We start from the raw sequence: 19,360 nt of genomic DNA, 5'->3' as shown, positions 1-19,360 counted from the left end.
GAGCCGTAACGCAACCTGCCAACGCTTTCGACGACCGTGGAGGTCAGCCCGGTGAGCGTGAACATCAAGCCGCTCGAGGACAAGATCGTCGTCCAGGCCAGTGAGGCCGAGACCACGACCGCTTCCGGCCTCGTGATCCCGGACACCGCGAAGGAGAAGCCCCAGGAGGGCAAGGTCATCGCGGTGGGCCCCGGCCGGATCGACGACAAGGGCAACCGCGTCCCGGTGGACGTGGCTGTCGGCGACGTCGTCATCTACTCCAAGTACGGCGGCACCGAGGTCAAGTACAACGGCGAGGAGTACCTCATCCTCTCCGCCCGCGACGTGCTGGCCGTCATCAACTGACGCTCGGCTGACACGCAAGACGCCCCGGCGAACCCCTCACCGGGGCTCCCGGGGCGTTTCGCATCAAGAGAGGCGTAGGCAATGCCCAAGCAGATCAGCTTCGACGAGGACGCTCGTCGGGCACTCGAGCGCGGCGTGAACAAGCTCGCGGACACGGTCAAGGTCACCCTCGGCCCGCGCGGCAGGCACGTCGTCCTGGACAAGAAGTTCGGCGGGCCCACCGTCACCAACGACGGCGTGACCATCGCCCGCGAGATCGAGCTGGACGACGCGTTCGAGAACCTCGGCGCGCAGCTCGCCAAGAGCGTCGCCACCAAGACCAACGACGTGGCGGGCGACGGCACGACGACCGCGACCGTGCTGGCCCAGGCCATGGTCCGGGTCGGTCTGCGCAACGTGGCCGCCGGCGCGAACCCGATGTCGCTCGGCGTCGGCATCCAGGCCGCGGCCGAGGCCGTCGTGGACGCCCTCAAGGCCAAGGCCACCCCGGTCAAGGGCCGCGACAACATCGCCCAGGTCGGCACCGTCTCGTCCCGTGACGAGTCCATCGGCGCCCTGCTCGGCGAAGCCATCGAGAAGGTCGGCGAGGACGGTGTGATCACCGTCGAGGAGTCCTCCTCGATGGCCACCGAGCTCCAGATCACCGAGGGCGTGCAGTTCGACAAGGGCTACGTGTCGGCGCACTTCGCCACCGACCTCGAGGCCCAGGAGACGGTGTTCGAGGACGCCCGCATCCTGCTGCACCGGGAGAAGATCTCGGCCCTGGCCGACCTGCTGCCGATCCTGGAGAAGGTCGCCGAGGCCGGCAAGCCGCTGGTGATCATCGCCGAGGACGTCGAGGGCGAGGCGCTGTCCACCCTGGTGGTCAACGCCCTGCGCAAGACGCTGCGCGTGGTCGCGGTCAAGGCGCCGTACTTCGGCGACCGCCGCAAGGCGTTCCTGGACGACCTGGCCGTCGTCACCGGCGCGCAGGTCATCGCGGCCGAGGTCGGCCTCAAGCTGTCCGAGGCCAACCTCGACGTGCTGGGCACCGCCCGTCGGGTCGTCGTGTCCAAGGACAACACGACCATCGTCGACGGCGGCGGCGCCAAGGCCGACCTGGCCGGTCGCGCGGAGCAGCTGCGCCGCGAGATCGAGGCCACGGACTCCGACTGGGACCGCGAGAAGCTGCAGGAGCGGCTGGCCAAGCTGTCCGGCGGCATCGCGGTGATCAAGGTCGGCGCGGCCACCGAGACCGAGCTGAAGGAGCGCAAGCACCGCATCGAGGACGCGGTGTCGGCGACCAAGGCCGCGGTCGAGGAGGGCATCGTGCCCGGCGGCGGCTCGGCCCTGGTGCACGCGGCCAAGGTGCTCGACGGCGGGCTCGGCCTGTCCGGTGACGAGGCGACCGGTGTCGCGATCGTCCGCGAGGCCCTGGGCTCGGCGCTGTTCTGGATCGCCGCGAACGCGGGCCTCGAAGGCGCCGTCGTGGTGAACAAGGTGCGCGAGCAGGACTGGGGCTTCGGCCTCAACGCCGCCACCCTGGTCTACGGCGACCTGCTCGAGGCCGGGATCATCGACCCGGTGAAGGTGACGCGCTCCGCGGTCACCAACGCCGCTTCCATCGCCCGCATGGTGCTCACCACGGAGAGCGCCGTCGTGGAGAAGAAGGAAGAGGAGCCCGCCGCCGCTGCTCAGGGCCACGGCCACGGCCACGGTCACTGACCAGGCGTTATCGGTCGGGAATCGCGCGAACGGGAGGGGCGGCACCCACGAGGTGTCGTCCCTCCCGCGCGTTCGGCGTCAGGCGGGCGTCAACTGCCGCTTGCGCGCCTTGATGATGCTGTCCCGCTCGGACTCCGACAGGCCGCCCCAGATCCCGTAGGGCTCCTGGACCGCCAGGGCGTGCCGCCTGCACATCTCCAGCACCGGGCACGACAGGCACACGGCCTTCGCCCGCGCCTCCCGCCGAGCCCGCGCCGGTCCGCGCTCCCCGTCCGGGTGGAAGAAGAACGCGCTGTCCATCCCGCGGCACGAGCCGCGCATCTGCCAGTCCCACAGATCCGCGTTGGGACCGGGAAGCCTTCGGGTGTCCGCCATCGAGACCGCCTCCTTGGCCCATGGACGAGAACTGCTCCATTCGGCTTAACGATGATCCACCGTAGAACCGCGCCAAAACTTGTTCAAGGGGGTGCGGGGGCTTTTGCCGGCAATTCATACGATGGGTGATCGATGAGCGCCCGTGCCGGAGTTGCCGGTGACGTCAGGTGAACGGACGATGTCAGCGTGATGACGCCCCCCGACCACGCCGGGACCGTGCCGGAAACCGGCCAGGAAACCGGTGCGGCGGAAGAAGATCCCGCGCATTCCGTGACCCTCTCGGTGGCCGCCGTGGCCCGCAGGCTCGGCGTCGCGCCGGCCACGCTGCGCACCTGGGACCGCCGGTACGGCCTCGGACCCAGTGATCACACAACCGGGCGACACCGGAAGTACGCGCCACTCGACGTGGCCCGGTTGGAGCTGATGCAGCGGGCCCTGCTGCGCGGCGCTTCGTCCGCCGAGGCCGCCAAGTACGCCCTCGCCAGCCCGGTCCGCGCGCCGCTGGCGGCCGTGCCCGCGTCGCTCACCGGGGGTGAGCTCGACGGCGGTTCGGCGCCGACCGGTGGGCGCGGCCTGAAGCTGCAGGCGGCGAACCGGCGGGCGCGCGGGGTGGGGCGGGCGGCGTTGGCGATGGACTCGGCGGCGGTGCAGACGCTGCTGGCCGACGCGATCGAGGCGGACGGCGTGATCACGACGTGGGACGAGGTGGTGCGGCCGGTGATGGCCGCGATCGCGGCGAGGTGGGAGCACTCCGGCGCGGGGGTCGAGGTGTCGCACCTGGTGGAGGAGTGCGTGCTGGCCGCCGTGGTCCGCGCGACCCCGGTCGTGGCCGGCCCGCGCAACCACCGTCCCGTGCTGCTGGCGTGCATGCCGGACGAACGGCACAACCTGCCGCTGTACCCGTTGGCGGCGGTGTTGGCGCAGCGCGGCGTCGGCGTGCGGCAGTTGGGCGCCGCGCTGCCGATGGACGCCCTGGCCTCGGCCGTCCGCCGCACCGCACCGGCGGCCGTCGTGCTGTGGGCGCAGCTGCCGCGCTACGCCGATCCGGGTGTGGTGACGGCTCTGCCGAGGACCCGCCAACAGGTCCGCGTGTTCGCCGGGGGACCGGGCTGGGAACGCGGCGTCGTGCCACAACCAGCCGAACGGATCAACGACCTCGCCACCGCCGCGGACGCCATCGAACGCGCCGTCTGCTGACCCGCCCACCCCGCCTCGGACCCGGCCGCCCTCGCCCCGCACTCGACCGGCCCTGCTCCTGGCTCCTGCTCCGCAGGGGTCCCCGCCAGAGGGACCCCCTGCTTTTACCCTGCCACGAAGGTCCGACAATCCGACGCGTCCGCGCGCTGCCTGTGGACAACTGCCGTCACGGGGCGCCCCCCGCTGGTCCTGAGCGTTCAACTCGGGTGTTCTGGACGTAGGGCACGGTCGTTCCGGACGTTGGGCACGCGAGTGAGGTGGGTGGAGCGGTGGGGGTGCGGGAGGCGGCGTTCGGGGATCGGCCCGAGGCCGACGTGTGGGCGGCGTTGCGGGGCGGGCCGGAAGAGCGGTGGTTGGCGGCGGTCGTGCTCGGTGGTCAGGGGCACTACGCGGCGGCGGCGTCGGTGCTCGGTGAGCTGATCGGGCGCGGTGGGTTGTTCGGGTCGTTGGCGGCGTCCACGCTCGCGTCGCACCGGCGGCAGTTGGGTGGCCACGCGGCGGCACGGGTGCTGGACGGGCGGGCGCTGGCGATGGTGCCCGAAGGCGACGACCGGGACCGCGACGACCGGGACCCTGATGACCGAGACCATGACGACGTGGACCCCGACGACGTGGACCCGGCCGGTGCGCGGGCGGACGCGCTCCTCGGGCTCGCCGCCGACGCGGTCGGCACCGGCCGGCTCGAAGAAGCACGGCGGCTGCACGCCCGGGTCGAGCCGCGCGGGTGGCGCAGCCGGGTGCGCCACCAGTGGCTGGCCGCCGAGATCGCCTTGGCCGGCGGTCACGCCGAGCAGGCGGTCCACCCGGCCGAGGTGGCCGCCGCGACCGCCCGCGAGGCCGGCGCAACGCGACACATCCTCAAGTCCGACCTCGTCCTCGGTGCGGCATTGGTGGTGTGGGGGACACCCGAAAGCGTCGATCGCGGGGTGGAAGTGCTACTGTGTGACCTAAATCACACTGACCGTCGAGGGCTTTTCTCGTTGATCTGGCCGACGGCGCTTGTCCTGGCAAACGCCCTGGCAGACCGCACTTTTGCGGGCGCGGAAAACGTGAAGGAACGCGCCGAAAACGCTCTGAGCTGCGTGTTGCGCAGAGCCGACCCGTCGGGCCGACGGCTCGCGGACCTCTCGCCGTGGATCCCGACATCGCTGCTCCGTTCCGGGGAACCCCCGAACGCAGACGCTGAGACGAACTTCTTGACGGATTAAGCACCGGATCGTGTCAAGGTTCGGCCTCTAGCGTCCGATAGGGGATGTGGAACGTCACTCGGCTGCAGGAAGGAGTCCCCGTGACCACGGTCCTTATTTGCGACGACCGGCGCAGTGTGCGGGAGGGTCTCACCCGCGTGATGTCGGCTGTCCCAGGGGTTAGCCGCATCGACTGCGTAGCGCACGGTGACGAGTTGTTGGCTCGGTTCTCTCGGCAGCCGGTCGACGTCGTACTGGTTGGCACCCAGCGCGCCGTCCCGACCGGGGTCGAAGCGACCCGACGACTCGTCTCGGCCAACCCGCAGGCAAACGTCATCGTCTTCGGCGCACCGGACGACGCGGGCAGCATCGCCGCCGCGATCGCCGGCGGAGCCCGCGGCTACCTGCGCTGGGACGCCTCGCGCCCCGAGCTGGTCGCCGCGCTGGCGCACACGCTCGCGAGCACGAGCGTGCCCGCGCCGCGCCAGCCGTCGGATCCGGGCGTCCAGCTCACCGAGCGCGAGCTCCAGGTGCTGCGCGGGATGAGCCAGGGCAAGAGCAACGGGCAGATCGGGCGTGAGCTCTACCTGTCCGAGGACACGGTGAAGACGCACGCCCGGCGCTTGTTCCGCAAGCTCGGCGTGCGCGACCGCGCCCAGGCCGTCGCGCACGGCTTCCGGCGCGGCCTCGTGTCCTAGCGCACGGGACTCAAGGGCTCGGGGCGCGGCCTCGTCGGACTCGTCCGGCGAGTCGCACCGGCACTACTTCCTCCAGCCACGGCCCGGCGACGTCATCAGGCGTCGCCGGGCCGCCGTGCGTCCACAGCGCGCTGTGAGGCCGCCGTGCACCCAACAGGGACGCTGTGAGGCCGCCGTGCCTCCAACAAGGACGCTGTGAGGCCGCCGGCCCCACGGGCCGCCGCGGATCACCGAGCTGTCCCGCACCGCCGGTTCCGGGCGTCCCAGGCCCGTCGCGTGCCTCCGGCGTGTCGGCTGGTCAGGTGAGGTCGAAAGACCCCATCTGGACCCCATTGCGGAACATTCGGCCGGACGACCGGTACGGTGAGCATCACCAGTACGGGCGACGTCGATCGTCCCGTGCTGTTCTTTGTCGGTACGCCTACGCGTAACACCAGGGCAGTTGTCTGCGATGACCAACTTGGGGGACGGACTGGACGCCGAAGTGGGCGCAGCCGTCGATGGCGACCGCCACGCGATCGAGCGGCTCCTGGCATCCATCCGACCCCTCGTGGTGCGGTACTGCCGCGCCAGAGTCGGAAGGCAGGAGAGGTCTTTCGCTTCGGCGGACGACGTGGCCCAGGAGGTGTGTCTCGCGGTGCTGACGGCCCTGCCCAGCTATCGCGACCAGGGTCGGCCGTTCTTGGCGTTCGTCTACGGGATCGCCGCGCACAAGGTGGCCGACGCGCATCGCTCCGCAGCCCGGAACCGGTCGGAACCGGTCCCGGAGGTGCCCGACGCCCCCGAGACGGAGGCCGGTCCCGAGCAGCGCGCCATGCAGGGCGAGCTGTCGGAGCGGATGGCCCTGCTCCTCAAGGTCCTTCCGGAGAAGCAGCGGGAGATCCTGCTGCTTCGCGTGGTCGTCGGCCTGTCGGCCGAAGAGACCGCCGACGCGGTCGGCTCGACGCCGGGCGCGGTTCGGGTGGCGCAACACCGCGCCCTGGCCCGCCTTCGCAAGACGTTGGCAGCGGAGGAGGTGGTCTGAGTGGCTGACCAGCACGAGAAGGGCAACGGAGAAGTCGTGCGCGGACGAGATGAGAGACCGCCGCAGTCTGATGACACCCTGACCGAGGACACCGCGGCCGAGCCGGGGGACGACCTCGCGGGCATCCGGGCTGATGACGCGCTGCTCGACGTGCTGGGCGGGCGCGACGGCGACCAGCCGGACTCGCTCGTCGACGACGAACTGAACGCGCTGCTGCTCGCCTGGCGGCGCGAGGTCGACCGCCCACCCATGGGTGAGCTGGTCGACACCGACACGGCGGTGGCCACGATCGCCGCCGCCCGCACCCAGCCGAGGGCCAGGCAGCGCCTCCTCATCCCCCTCGCCGCGGCCGCCGCCGTGCTGGCGATCGCGTTCACCGGGATGAGCCTGGTCGCGCGGGACGCCGAGCCGGGCGACGCGCTCTGGGGGCTGACCCGGGTCCTGTACTCCGAGCACGCGCGGTCGGTGGAAGCCGCCGTCGCCGTGCGCACCGACCTCGACACCGCTCGCGCGGCCCTGCGCGACGGCCGGTACAGCGAGGCCCGCGACGCGCTGCTCAAGGCGGGCGAGAGCCTGCCGTCGGTCTCGCCGGACGACGGCAAGGACGACCTCGCGCAGAAGCACGAGTCGCTGCTGGAGGAGCTGACCAGCACCACGCCGTCGCCGAACACGCCGACCACCGTCGGACCGTCCACGACGCCGGTGCTGCCCACGACCCAGCCCAGCCTGCCGTCACCGACGCTGACGACGACGCCGGATTCGATCACGACGACCGCGCCCACGACGACCACGGCGACGGTCCCGACCACGGACGGCACGGCCCAGCCGCCGCCGCCCACCTCGGGCGAGCCGACCAACGGCCAGACCAGGGGCGAGACGCAGACGCCCGGCGGCACGGACAGCGAGACCACGGCCGGGAACTGACCCCCTGAGCACGCGCGTGTGACGAAGCCCGCCCCCGGATGAGGGGCGGGCTTCGTCACATCGTCAGCGGGCGCTCTCGGTCGCGGTGACCCCGTCCGCGTAACCGCGGCAGTACTCCCAGCTGACGTAGGCCGCCGGGTCGGGGTCGTACGCGGGCTCGTGCGGGCGCATCCGGCCGTCGGCCAGCAGCTGCTCCAGGCTCGACCGCAGCAGCGCCCAGTCGTGGTAGTGCGGCTCCTGGCACTCGCCGCAGTCGACCACGATTCCCCTGACACCACGGGGTTCGAGCAGCGCCTGGTACACCGCGAGGTCGCTGAGGTCGCCGACCAGCTCGGCCCGCTCGGCGTCGTCCATCGGCGGGTGGTCGTGGTCGTGGTCGGGCTCGCCGAGGGCCCGGGCCGGGTCCTCCGGGTCGCCCGCGAACGGGTCTGGTGGCAACGCGTCGTGCGGCACGACCCCGCACGGTACCGGGCGGACCCCCGGCCACGTCCAGATACCATGACCTGAACCCATCGCCGCTGCGTGGCACCCGATCCGCGGCGGCGGGATCGCCGCACGACGGAAGGCAAGCCAGCCGCCATGACCAGCGAGCTCAACGCTGACGGAGTCCCGCCCAAGTTCGCCATGCTGGGACTGACCTTCGACGACGTACTGCTGCTGCCCGCCGAGTCGGAAATCGTGCCGAGCGGCGTGGACACCAGCACCAAGCTCTCGCGCAACATCACGTTGCGCGTGCCGCTGGCCTCGGCGGCGATGGACACCGTGACCGAGGGCCGGATGGCCATCTCGATGGCCCGCCAGGGCGGCATCGGCGTGCTGCACCGCAACCTCTCCATGGAGGAGCAGGCGCGCCAGGTGGAGACCGTGAAGCGGTCCGAGGCCGGCATGGTCAGCGACCCGGTGACGTGCACCCCGGACGACACGATCCGCCACGTCGACGAGCTGTGCGCGCGCTACCGGATCTCCGGCGTGCCGGTGACCGACGAGAACGGCAAGCTCGTCGGCATCATCACCAACCGCGACATGCGCTTCGAGGTCGACCACTCGCGCAAGGTCAGCGAGGTGATGACGAAGGGCCCGCTGGTCACCGCCCAGGTGGGCGTGTCGGCGGAGGCCGCGCTCGGCCTGCTGCGCCGGCACAAGATCGAGAAGCTGCCGATCGTGGACGGCGACGGCAAGCTGCGCGGCCTGATCACGGTCAAGGACTTCGTCAAGACCGAGCAGTACCCCAACGCCTCGAAGGACCCGGACGGCCGGCTGCTGTGCGCCGCCGCGATCGGCGTCGGCGACGACAGCTTCGCGCGGGCGATGGCGCTGGCCGACGCGGGCGTCGACGTGATCATGGTCGACACCGCGCACGGCCACCAGCGCAACGTGCTGGAGATGGTCGCCAAGGTGAAGAAGGAGCTGGGTGACGAGGTCGACGTGGTCGGCGGCAACGTCGCCACCCGCGCGGGCGCCCAGGCGCTGGTGGACGCGGGCGCGGACGGCGTGAAGGTCGGCGTCGGCCCCGGCTCGATCTGCACCACGCGCGTGGTCGCGGGCGTCGGTGTGCCGCAGATCACCGCCATCTACGAGGCGAGCCTGGCGTGCGGGCCGGCGGGCGTGCCGGTGATCGGCGACGGCGGCATCCAGTACTCCGGCGACATCGCCAAGGCGATCGCGGCGGGCGCGAGCGCGGTCATGCTCGGCAGCCTGCTCGCGGGCACGGCCGAGTCGCCGGGCGAGCTGGTGCTGGTCAACGGCAAGCAGTTCAAGACCTACCGCGGCATGGGCTCGCTGGCCGCGCTCCAGGGCCGCGGCGAGGCCAAGTCGTACTCCAAGGACCGCTACTTCCAGGACGACGTGCTGTCCGAGGACAAGCTGGTGCCCGAGGGCATCGAGGGTCGCACGCCGTTCCGCGGCCCGCTGTCCACGGTGGTGCACCAGCTGGTGGGCGGCCTGCGCGCGGCCATGGGCTACACCGGCTCGAAGACCGTCGCCGACCTGCAGCGCAAGCAGCTGGTGCGGATCACGGCGGCCGGGTTGAAGGAGAGCCACCCGCACGACATCACCATGACCGTCGAGGCGCCGAACTACACGACCCGCTGAATCGGATCGCCTTGGGCTAGTGTTCGCAGGTTCCGCCGGCTTCCCCCGGGGACCATCAGCTCCACGGAAGGACGACAAAGGTGCGCGATCTGGTCGAGATCGGCATGGGCCGGACCGCGAGGCGGGCCTACGAGCTGGACGACCTCGAGATCATCCCGTCCCGCAGGACCCGATCCTCGAAGGACGTCTCGACGGCGTGGCAGATCGACGCCTACCGGTTCGAGATCCCGCTGATCACCCACCCGACCGACGCGATCGTGTCGCCGGGCACGGCGGTCGCGATCGGCGAGCTGGGCGGCATGGGCGTCCTCAACGCGGAGGGCCTGTGGGCCCGCCACGGTGACGTGGAGGAGGCCCTGTTCCGGCTGGTGCAGGCGGTGGAGGACACCGACGACCCGGCCGCTCCGGTGCGGGTGCTCCAAGAGCTGCACGCCGAGCCCGTGCGGATGGACCTGATCGCCGAGGCGATCAAGCAGGTGCGGGAGTCGGGCGTCACGGTGGCGGTGCGGGTCAGCCCGCAGCGCGCGGCCGAGCTCACGCCGGACCTGCTGGCGGCGGGCGTCGAGATCCTGGTCGTGCAGGGCACGATCATCTCGGCCGAGCACGTCTCGCGCGACGGTGAGCCGCTGAACCTGAAGTCGTTCATCGCGGACCTCGACATCCCGGTGATCGCGGGCGGCGTCGGCGACTACCGGACCGCGATGCACCTGATGCGCACGGGCGCGGCCGGCGTGATCGTCGGCTACGGCTACACGCCGGGCGTGACCACGACGGACTCGGTGCTCGGCATCGGCGTGCCGATGGCGACGGCCATCTCCGACGCCGCCGCGGCCCGCCGGGACTACCTGGACGAGACCGGTGGCCGGTACGTGCACGTGATCGCCGACGGTGGCGTGCTGACCAGCGGCGACATCGCGAAGTCGATCGCGTGCGGCGCGGACGCGGTGATGCTGGGCGAGCCGCTGGCGGCGGCGTCCGAGGCGCCGGGCCAGGGCCTGTACTGGACGGCCGCGTCGGCGCACCCCTCGGTGCCGCGCAGCCACGTGTCGACCGGCGTGGACCAGGTCGTCGACCTGCGCACGCTGCTGTTCGGCCCGTCGGTGGACCCGCGTGGCGTGACGAACCTGTTCGGCTCGCTGCGGCGGGCGATGGCGAAGACCGGCTACTCGGACCTCAAGGAGTTCCAGAAGGTCGGCCTGACCATCCGCGGCTAGGAGAAGCTCGAAGAAGCCCCTGCTCCAGGCGGGGGCTTTTTCACGCCCTGAGGTGCCTGGATCGATCGAGCACTAGCCTGTTACCGCGAGTTACGCCTAATCTCCCAGCCATGGGTGAACTCGCCGGTAACAACACCGACTACGACGTCGTGGTGGTGGGGTCGGGCTTCGGCGGCAGCGTCGCCGCGCTCCGGCTCACCGAGAAGGGCTACCGGGTGGCCGTCATCGAGGCCGGCCGCCGGTTCGCCGACGACGAGTTCGCCGAGACGTCGTGGGACCTGCGGCGATACCTGTGGGCGCCCGCGCTGGGCTGCTACGGCATCCAGCGCATCCACGCCCTGCGCAGCGTGATGATCCTGGCCGGCTCGGGCGTCGGCGGCGGGTCGCTGGTGTACGCCAACACCCTGTACCGGCCGCTCAAGCCGTTCTACGCGGACCGGCAGTGGGCGCACATCACCGACTGGGAGGCCGAGCTCGCCCCGTTCTACGACCAGGCGAGCCGGATGCTGGGCGTGGTGGAGAACCCGACCACCACGCCGTCGGACGTGGTGATGCGGCGGGTCGCCGAGGACCTTGGCGTGGCCGACACCTACCACCCGACGCCGGTCGGCGTGTTCTTCGGCGAACCCGGCAAGCCGGCCGAGGACCCGTACTTCGGCGGCGCGGGCCCGAGCCGGACCGGCTGCACGCAGTGCGGCGCGTGCATGTCCGGCTGCCGGGTCGGCGCGAAGAACACCCTGGTCAAGAACTACCTCTACTTGGCCGAGCGCAACGGCGCGCGGGTGCTGCCGCTGACCACCGTCACCGACCTGCGCCAGGCGCCCGACGGCACGTGGGCGATCGGCACCCGGCGCACGGGCGGCAAGCTGCGCAAGGGCAGGCGGACGATCACCGCGGGCCAGGTCGTGCTGGCCGCCGGCACGTGGGGCACCCAGCAGCTGCTGCACCGGATGAAGGCCGAGGGGACGCTGCCGAAGCTCTCGGCCAAGCTCGGCGAGCTGACCAGGACGAACTCCGAGTCGATCATCGGCGCGGCCCGCTACACGGTGGACGAAAAGCGCAACTTCAGCCAGGGCGTGGCGATCACGTCCTCCATCCACCCGGACGAGCAGACCCACATCGAGCCGGTGCGCTACGGCAAGGGCAGCAACGCCATGGGCCTGCTCCAGACGCTGGCCACGGACGGCGCGAAGTCCACCCCGCGCATCCTGCAGTTCCTGTCCCAGGCGGTGCGCCACCCGCTGCGGCTGGCCCGGCTCATGTCGGTGCACCGGTGGAGCGAGCGGACGGTGATCCTGCTGGTGATGCAGAGCCTCGACAACTCCATCACCACGTTCACCAAGAAGGGCCTGTTCGGCCGCAAGCTCACCTCGAAGCAGGGGCACGGGCAGCCGAACCCGACCTTCATCAAGGCGGGCCACGAGGCCAACCTGAGGGCGGCCGAGCACATCGACGGCATCGCGGGCGGCACGTGGGGCGAGCTGTTCAACATCCCCCTGACCGCGCACTTCATCGGCGGCTGCCCGATCGGCTCGGACCCGGCAGGCGGCGTCATCGACCCCTACCACCGGGTCTACGGCTACCCGGGCCTGTCGGTCGTGGACGGCTCGGCGATCTCGGCGAACCTGGGCGTGAACCCGTCGTTGACCATCACCGCGCAGGCCGAGCGGGCGTTCTCGGTGTGGCCGAACAAGGGCGAGCCGGACCAGCGCCCCGACCAGTCCGCCGGCTACCGGCGGATCGCCCCGGTGGCGCCGAAGAACCCCGCCGTCCCGGCCGGGGCGCCCGGTGCGCTGCGGCTGCCGATCGTGGAGGTCAAGTCGACCTGATCGCCCTATGGTGGGTTGTGTGGCAACGAAGCCGTTCGCGTCCAGCGCCGACCTCACCCCCAAGGAAGAGCGGTTCGTCGAGCTCGCCGACGGCGTCTACGCCCTCACCGCCGAGGGCGACCCGAACGTCGGCGCGATCGAGGGCGAGGACTTCCTGGTCTGCGTCGAGGCCAGGGCCACGCCGACGGCCGCCCGGCGCTGGCTCGACCGGCTCCGCGAGCGCACCGACAAACCCGTCCGCCACCTCGTCCTGACCCACTACCACGCGGTCCGCACGCTCGGCGCGAGCGCGTTCGACGCCGCCGAGATCATCGCGCACGAGAGCACCAGGGCGTTGATCGCCGAACGCGGCCGCGAGGACTGGCTCAGCGAGTACGGCCGGATGCCGCGGCTGTTCGAGGAACCCGAGACCATCCCCGGCCTCACCTGGCCCACCGTCACGTTCTCCGACCGCCTCACCATCCCGCTCGGCGGCGACCGGGGCGAGGTGGAGCTGCGCTTCTGCGGACGCGGCCACACCGCGGGCGACGTCGTGGCCTGGCTGCCGCACCAGCGCATCCTGTTCGCCGGCGACCTGGTCGAGTCGCAGGCCGCGCTCTACACCGGCGACGCGTTCCACGACGAGTGGGCCACGTCGACGTTGGACCGGGTCGCCGCGCTGGGCGCCGAGCAACTCGTCGGCGGTCGCGGCGCGCCCGCCCGCGACCGGACCGAGGTCGACGCGGCCATCGCCCAGTCGAGGCACTTCCTGGACGAGCTCCGCCGCACGGTCGGGACCGTGCACCTCAGCGGCGGCACGGTGAAGGACGCGTTCGAGGCCGCGCACGCCGCCCTGGCGCCGCGCTACGGCCGGTGGCCGATCTTCGAGCACTGCATGCCGTTCAACGTGCAGCGGTACTGGGACGAGCGCGACGGCGTCGACTGGCCCCGGATCTGGACCGCCGAACGGGACCGCGAGGTGTGGGAGGCGCTGCGATGAACCCGGACCCGCGGTGACACCCGTGGCATCTGCCGCCGGTGCTGAGGTGACGCCGGTGCTGCCTGTGCTGGTGGTCGGCGCGGGCCCGGTGGGGTTGACCGCCGCGCTGCTGCTGGCCCGAGCCGGCGTGCCGACGACCGTCCTGGAGGCCTCCGCGCGCCGCGAGGCCATCGGCAGCCGCTCCATCTGCGTGCACCGGGACGTGCTGAACATCCTCGAACGCGTCGGCGTGGGCCAGGCCGTCGTGGACGCCGGCGTCACCTGGTACCGCGGCCGGACCTACTTCCGCGACCGCGAGGTGCTCACCGTCGAACTGCCGCGCGACGCAGGCTTCCCGCCGTTCGTCAACACCCCGCAAACCACCGTCGAGCACATCCTGCACGCGAAAGCCCTGGCAGAACCCCTCATCGACCTCCAGTACGGGCAGCGAGCCGTGCACGTCCGGCAGACCGGCACGGTCACCGTCCACACCGGCGACCGCACCTTCGAGGGCACGCACTGCGTGGCCGCCGACGGCGCCCACTCCACCGTCCGCGACCTGCTCGGCATCCCGTTCGAGGGCCACTCGTTCGACGACCGGTTCGTCATCGCCGACATCCGGGTCGACCTGGGCCACCCCGAGCCGGAGCGCCGCTTCTACTTCGACCCGCCGTGGCACCCCGGCCGCCAGGTGCTCGTCCACCCCCAACCCGACGGCGTCCACCGCATCGACTGGCAGGTCCCCGAGGGCTTCGAGCTCACGCCCGACCACGTCCGGGCGATCACCGGCGACCGCCCGTACGAGGTCCTCTGGCAGTCCACCTACCGCTTCCACCAGCGCCGGGCCGCCCGCCTCCGCGTCGGCCGGATCCTCCTCGCGGGCGACGCCGCGCACGTGATGAGCCCGTTCGGCGCGCGCGGCCTCAACTCCGGGATCTGCGACGCCGACAACGCCGCCTGGAAGATCGCCCTCGACCGCGCCGGCGAGGCGGGCCCGCACCTGCTGGAGTCCTACGACCGGGAACGTGCCGCGGCCGCCGACGAGAACCTCCGCGTCACCGGCGCGACCATGCGCTTCCTCGTGCCGCGCACCCCGGCCGAACGCGCCCACCGCCGCCACGTCCTGGAGCACGCCCTCACCGACCAGATCGACTCCGGCAAGCTCTTCGAGCCCTTCGCCTACCGCGACTCGCCCCTCACCACCAACGGCGACGGCGCGCTCCGCCCGGACAGCCACCGCTACGGCCCCGGCTTCACCGTCGAGGGCGACGCCCTGATCCGCCCCGACGGCCACACCGCCGCCACCGGGACCGACCTCGACCGGGCGCTGCGCCGGGCCAAGGGCTTCACCTCCGCCGAGGCGTGACGGTGAACCCGTCCGGCTTCAACGTCAGCATCTCCGCCACCCGCAGCTCGTAGTCGGCGGACGTGACCAGCTCGTACCGCCGCAACACCGTGGCCAGCGCCAACGTCGCCTCGTGCACCGCGAACTGCCGCCCGATGCACGCCCGTTCGCCCGTCCCGAACGGCTTGTAGGCGTGCGCGGGCCGCGCCTTCACCTCCGCCGGCGCGAACCGGTCCGGGTCGAACGCCTCCGGCGACGCCCACACCGACGGGTCGCGGTGCACCAGCGGCAGCAGCACGAGCGCCCACTGGCCCGCCCGCATCGGGTACCGCCCGCCGAGCACGGTGTCCGCACGGGCCTCCCGCGCGAACCCCGGCGCCGTCGGCCACAGCCGCAACGCCTCGTCCAACACCCGCCGCACGTACCGCAGCTTCGTGACCTGCTCGAACTCCGGCACCTCCGCCGAGCCCCACACCGCGTCGATCTCCGCGCGGGCCTTCTCCACCACCTCGGGGTGCCGCGACAGGTAGTACAGCGCGAACGACAGCGCGCCGGACGTCGTCTCGTGCCCGGCGATCAGGAACGTGATCACCTGGTTGCGGATGTTCACCTCGTCCAGCTCGCCGGACGACAGCATCAGCCCGAGCAGGTCGGACCCGCCCGACCCGCGCCGCGACCGCACCACCTCGTCCACGACCCGCGCCAGGTAGGCGAGATCGCGCTGGTAGCGCTCCTCCGCCTCGCGCCCGAACACCCGGCGCAGCAACGGCACCACGAAGTTCTTGCGCTGCGCGTACCGCAACGACCCGATCATCGCCCTCACGAACGGGTGGGTCTCGGACCGCGAGAACGACTCGAACGAGTACCCGAACCCGACCCGCCCGATCGTCTCCAACGTCAGCTTCGTCATGTCGCCGGAAACGTCGACGGCACCACCCCGGTCCCACTTCGCGACCAGCTGCGCGGTCACGTCCACCATCGTCGGGTGGTAGGCGCGCATGGCGCTCTGCGTGAACGCGGGCAGCAGCACCTCGTGCGCCGCCTTCCAGTTCGGCTCCTCGTTGTAGGCGGTGAACAGCCCGTCCCCGCCGACGTCCCGCAACGCCTCCACGCCCAGCGCCAGGTGCTTGGCGAACCGCGTCTCGTCGGCCAGGTCCGCCGCCAGCGCCGCCCCGCCCACGAACACGATCTCCTGGTCCAGGAACCGCCGCGTGAAGATGGGGCCGAGCTCGCGCCCCATCCGCATGGTGTCCTGCACCGGCGTCCGCCGGTTCGTGCCGAGCACGTCACCCAGGAACGGCACCCGCCACTTCGGGTGCGGGATCACCGCGGCCGTCATCGCTTCCCCCGGTTGGCCGTGCCGACCCGCCGCATGACCTCGTCGTTCGAGATCCGCCTCTGCAACCCCGCCGAGAACGCCGGGAACGCGCCGCCGAGCAGGCTCGCCGCCCGCAGCTCCACCGGCGCCACGTTCACCTCCGCCCGGTCCTCCTCGACCGCCCGCACCACCGCGTCCGCGACCTGTCGCGGCGACACCGTCCGCATCCCCGCCGGGGGCTTCGCGCCCGTGTCGGCGAACATCCCGGCGTCCCGCACGAACCCGGGCTGCACGATCGACACGCCGACCCCGCTGCCGCGCAGGTCCTCCCGCAGCCCCAGCGCGAAACCGCGCAGCCCGAACTTCGTCGCGTTGTACAGGGACGCGTACGCCGACGCCACCTTGCCCGCCAACGACCCGATGAGCACCAAGTGCCCACGCCCGGCCGCCACCATCGACGGCGCCAACCCGTGCGCCAGCGCGATCGGCGCCTCCAGGTTCACCGCCAACGCCCGCTTCACCTGCTCGGACGTGAAGTCGACCAGCGCACCACCGGCGGGCAGCGCCGCGTTGGCGACGAGCACGTCCACCGCCCCCGCCTCGGCCAGCAACCGCTCGACCGCCCCCTCCTCGGTCAGGTCGGCCGCCACCGCGCGTCCCCCGACCTCGTCGGCGAGCCGCTCCAGCTCGGCCACCTTCCGCCCGGTCAAGACCACCTTCGCGCCACGACCGGCCAGCGCACGGGCGATCGAGTGCCCGATCCCACCCGTCGCGCCGGTCAACAACACGGTCGATCCCGAGACCCGCATGCGCCCTCCCGATACTGTTCGTTCGAACGAACAGTATCGCGGATCCGCCGATCCGTCCCATGGCGGACAATGAACGACATGACGAGACCGGCCGAGACGAGGCAGCGGATCATCGCGGCCGTGCTGCGGATCATCGGTGACGACGGCGTCGCCGGCGTGACCAACCGGCGCATCGCGCACGAGGCGGGCGTCTCGCTCGGCTCCGTCACCTACCACTTCGCCACCCAGCAGGACCTGCTGCGGGAGAGCCTGCGGCACTTCGTCACCGAGGAGACCAGGCGCTTCGGCGAACTGGCCACCCGCAACGACACCCAGTGCGCCGACCTCGACCAGGTCGTCGACATCGTCGGCCAGGTCGCCGAGGCCACGGGCACCGACAGCGAGCGCATCGCCCCGTACGAGCTCTACCTGCACGCCGGCCGCGACCCGGAGCTCCGGGCCGCGGCCGCCGAGTGCTTCGCCGCCTACGACAAGCTCGCCGAGACCGTCCTGGCGTCCATCGGCGTGAAGGACGCCGACCAGGTCGCCAGTGCCGTCGTCGGCATGGTGATGGGCCTCAAGCTCCGCGCCCTCGCCACCGGCTCCGGCACGGACGACCTGGTCAACGGCCTGCTGATGCTCGCCAAGGGCGCGCTCAGAGAGTGATGCCGGTGAGCACCATCGTGCGTTCCTCGGTGAAGTCCACCATCGCCGACCGGACGCCTTCCCGCCCGGTGCCCGACCCCTTCACCCCGCCGTACGGCATCTGGTCGGCCCGGTAGGACGGCACGTCGCCGATGATCACCCCGCCGACCTCCAACTCCGCCGCCGCCTCGAACGCCACCGTCACGTCCTTGGTGAACACACCGGCCTGGAGCCCGTACTCCGTCGCGTTGGCCTGCTCGAACGCCTCCTCCACCGAGTCCACCACCGCCACGGCCAGCACGGGCCCGAACACCTCCTGGTGCCACAACTTCGCGTCCACGGGCACGTCCTGCACCACCGCGGGCTCGACCGACGTGCCCGACCGCCCACCGCCGACGTGCAGCACCGCGCCACCCGCCACGGCCTCCTCGACCCACTCCGCGACCCGCCGGGCGTTGTCCTCGTCGATGAGCGGCCCGACCTCCACCTCGGGGTCGTGCGGATCCCCGGTCTTCAACCCCCGAACCGCCTCCACCAACTTCGGCACGAACTCGCCGGCCACGTCCCGGTGCACCAGAACCCGCTGCACCGCGATGCACGACTGCCCCGCCTGGTAGTTCCCGAACGTCGCGATCCGCCCGGCCGCGAATTCCAGGTCATCCCAATCCGCGCACACGATGGCCGCCGAGTTCGACCCCAACTCCATCACCACGTGCTTGCGCGGCGCCGAATCCGCCAACGACCACCCGACCTCCGTCGACCCGGTGAACGAAATGACGGGCAACCGCTCGTCCGTCACCAAGGCCTTCATGTCCGAACCACGCACCGGCAGCACGGAGAAAGCGCCCTCCGGCAAGCTGGTCTCCGCCAACAACTCACCCAACAACAACGCCGACAACGGCGTCGCCGAAGCCGGCTTCACGATCACCGGCGCCCCCACCGCCAACGCCGGCGCCACCTTGTGCGCCACGAGGTTCAACGGGAAGTTGAACGGCGCCACCGCCAACACGGGCCCACGCGGCACCCGTCGAACAACCGCCAACCGCCCTTCACCAGTGGCATCCGTGTCCAACCGCTGCAAGTCACCGGTGAAGCGCCTCGCCTCCTCCGCCGCGAACCGAAACGTGTTGACCGCCCGCTTCACCTCGACGTTCGCCCACTTCAACGGCTTGCCGTTCTCCGCCGTGATGGTCTCCGCGATCTCCTCCGCCCGCTCCTCCAAAGCCCGGGACACCTGCAACAGCGCAGCCGCCCGCACGTGCGCCGGCGTCCGCCTGAACTCCTTCGCCACCGCCGCCGCGGCGGCAACGGCCCGCTCCACCTGCTCCGGCCCCGGCACCGCGACCGAGGCCACCTCTGTTCCATCGAACGGGTGATGGACAGTGAGGGCGGAAACGCCCTGCTCGGCGTGTCCGGCAATCCAACAAGGCCGTGGCTGCGGCGTAAACGCGTCCATGCCGAACACCGTATGCCCGACTCGCGCAGTTGGACCTATTGATCTTCGAACTCCGCCCGGACGCCACCCCCGACGGCCCGGAAGCCTCCGGCGAGCCCGACGGACCCCGGTGGTACCGCCGCCCCCAACCGCTCAGCCCGACGGCGCGCCGAGACCACCCGACCCCACCCGCCCACAACGGACCCGCACATCCGCACCTAGGCCCGATTTGACATGGGTTCGGGTGCCATAGGCTGGTCGAAGCCGGGCAGGCTTGGCGGAC

General features: G+C 71.7%; 18 protein-coding genes. 13 read left to right on the top strand and 5 right to left on the bottom strand.

Features of this window, described 5'->3' with window-relative positions:
* Window positions 1–51: 51 nt before the first annotated feature.
* Together groES and groL are read left to right on the top strand one after the other, a co-directional pair.
* Entirely contained in the window at window positions 52–345 is a 294-nt protein-coding gene (gene groES / locus ABTZ99_RS14525) for a co-chaperone GroES (protein ID WP_015105192.1), read from the top strand.
* 81 nt (window positions 346–426) lie between these two features.
* A complete protein-coding gene (groL, locus tag ABTZ99_RS14520) occupies window positions 427–2,049 on the top strand; it encodes a chaperonin GroEL (RefSeq protein ID WP_499611575.1) in 1,623 nt (540 codons plus the stop codon).
* Window positions 2,050–2,127: 78 nt separating this feature from the next.
* Here groL and ABTZ99_RS14515 read toward each other — a convergent pair whose 3' ends face one another.
* Window positions 2,128–2,424 carry a WhiB family transcriptional regulator gene (locus ABTZ99_RS14515; RefSeq protein WP_033428626.1) on the bottom strand — a complete coding sequence of 99 codons (297 nt, stop codon included), beginning with the start codon at window positions 2,422–2,424 and terminating at the stop codon, window positions 2,128–2,130.
* A gap of 189 nt (window positions 2,425–2,613) precedes the next feature.
* On the opposite strand from ABTZ99_RS14515, the gene ABTZ99_RS14510 reads away from it, so the two are divergent.
* The 5 genes from ABTZ99_RS14510 to ABTZ99_RS14490 all read left to right on the top strand — a co-directional run bounded on the left by ABTZ99_RS14510 (window position 2,614) and on the right by ABTZ99_RS14490 (window position 7,454).
* Complete coding sequence (locus tag ABTZ99_RS14510) at window positions 2,614–3,621, top strand: MerR family transcriptional regulator (RefSeq protein WP_499611692.1); 1,008 nt, start codon at window positions 2,614–2,616, stop codon at window positions 3,619–3,621.
* 269 nt (window positions 3,622–3,890) lie between these two features.
* Window positions 3,891–4,829, top strand: coding sequence for a hypothetical protein (locus ABTZ99_RS14505; RefSeq protein ID WP_499611572.1), 939 nt, complete (start codon window positions 3,891–3,893; stop codon window positions 4,827–4,829).
* A gap of 80 nt (window positions 4,830–4,909) precedes the next feature.
* Window positions 4,910–5,506: a response regulator transcription factor gene (locus ABTZ99_RS14500; protein WP_015805222.1), complete on the top strand. Its 597-nt coding sequence runs from the start codon at window positions 4,910–4,912 to the stop codon at window positions 5,504–5,506.
* 451 nt (window positions 5,507–5,957) lie between these two features.
* Window positions 5,958–6,530 (top strand): sigma-70 family RNA polymerase sigma factor, encoded by a 573-nt coding sequence (locus ABTZ99_RS14495; protein WP_158844722.1) that lies wholly within the window; start codon window positions 5,958–5,960, stop codon window positions 6,528–6,530.
* Window positions 6,531–7,454, top strand: coding sequence for an anti-sigma-D factor RsdA (locus ABTZ99_RS14490; RefSeq protein WP_498783461.1), 924 nt, complete (start codon window positions 6,531–6,533; stop codon window positions 7,452–7,454).
* Window positions 7,455–7,517: 63 nt separating this feature from the next.
* Here the strand turns inward: ABTZ99_RS14490 and ABTZ99_RS14485 are convergent, their stop codons facing one another.
* A complete protein-coding gene (locus ABTZ99_RS14485) occupies window positions 7,518–7,967 on the bottom strand; it encodes a DUF5319 domain-containing protein (protein ID WP_123745329.1) in 450 nt (149 codons plus the stop codon).
* 66 nt (window positions 7,968–8,033) lie between these two features.
* On the opposite strand from ABTZ99_RS14485, the gene guaB reads away from it, so the two are divergent.
* The 5 genes from guaB (at window position 8,034) to ABTZ99_RS14460 (ending at window position 14,912) form a co-directional block, all read left to right on the top strand.
* Window positions 8,034–9,545, top strand: a complete 1,512-nt coding sequence (gene guaB / locus ABTZ99_RS14480; RefSeq protein WP_498783463.1) for an IMP dehydrogenase — start codon at window positions 8,034–8,036, stop codon at window positions 9,543–9,545.
* Window positions 9,546–9,625: 80 nt separating this feature from the next.
* Complete coding sequence (locus ABTZ99_RS14475) at window positions 9,626–10,759, top strand: GuaB3 family IMP dehydrogenase-related protein (RefSeq protein WP_230572404.1); 1,134 nt, start codon at window positions 9,626–9,628, stop codon at window positions 10,757–10,759.
* Window positions 10,760–10,869: 110 nt separating this feature from the next.
* Window positions 10,870–12,588, top strand: a complete 1,719-nt coding sequence (locus ABTZ99_RS14470) for an FAD-dependent oxidoreductase (RefSeq protein WP_499611567.1) — start codon at window positions 10,870–10,872, stop codon at window positions 12,586–12,588.
* Between the two features lie 19 nt (window positions 12,589–12,607).
* Window positions 12,608–13,567: an MBL fold metallo-hydrolase gene (locus tag ABTZ99_RS14465; RefSeq protein WP_499611564.1), complete on the top strand. Its 960-nt coding sequence runs from the start codon at window positions 12,608–12,610 to the stop codon at window positions 13,565–13,567.
* A gap of 55 nt (window positions 13,568–13,622) precedes the next feature.
* On the top strand, window positions 13,623–14,912 hold the full coding sequence (locus ABTZ99_RS14460) for an FAD-dependent monooxygenase (RefSeq protein ID WP_499611562.1): 1,290 nt from the start codon (window positions 13,623–13,625) through the stop codon (window positions 14,910–14,912).
* Here the strand turns inward: ABTZ99_RS14460 and ABTZ99_RS14455 are convergent.
* Both ABTZ99_RS14455 and ABTZ99_RS14450 read right to left on the bottom strand, forming a co-directional pair.
* Window positions 14,893–16,230, bottom strand: coding sequence for a cytochrome P450 (locus ABTZ99_RS14455; protein ID WP_498783471.1), 1,338 nt, complete (start codon window positions 16,228–16,230; stop codon window positions 14,893–14,895). The genes ABTZ99_RS14460 and ABTZ99_RS14455 overlap by 20 nt on opposite strands.
* Window positions 16,227–17,018, bottom strand: coding sequence for an SDR family NAD(P)-dependent oxidoreductase (locus ABTZ99_RS14450; RefSeq protein ID WP_498783473.1), 792 nt, complete (start codon window positions 17,016–17,018; stop codon window positions 16,227–16,229). Before ABTZ99_RS14450 ends, ABTZ99_RS14455 begins: the two co-directional genes overlap by 4 nt.
* A gap of 78 nt (window positions 17,019–17,096) precedes the next feature.
* On the opposite strand from ABTZ99_RS14450, the gene ABTZ99_RS14445 reads away from it, so the two are divergent.
* Complete coding sequence (locus ABTZ99_RS14445; RefSeq protein ID WP_498783475.1) at window positions 17,097–17,663, top strand: TetR/AcrR family transcriptional regulator; 567 nt, start codon at window positions 17,097–17,099, stop codon at window positions 17,661–17,663.
* Here the strand turns inward: ABTZ99_RS14445 and ABTZ99_RS14440 are convergent.
* Window positions 17,653–19,098, bottom strand: a complete 1,446-nt coding sequence (locus tag ABTZ99_RS14440) for an aldehyde dehydrogenase family protein (RefSeq protein ID WP_499611556.1) — start codon at window positions 19,096–19,098, stop codon at window positions 17,653–17,655. The two genes, ABTZ99_RS14445 and ABTZ99_RS14440, sit on opposite strands and share 11 nt — an antisense overlap.
* Window positions 19,099–19,360: the final 262 nt, after the last annotated feature.

The organism is Actinosynnema sp. NPDC002837, assembly GCF_040295345.1.
GTDB lineage: Bacteria > Actinomycetota > Actinomycetes > Mycobacteriales > Pseudonocardiaceae > Actinosynnema.
The sequence above is the reverse complement of the archived record's forward strand: the minus strand, read 5'-3'. Positions and strand labels throughout refer to the sequence as shown.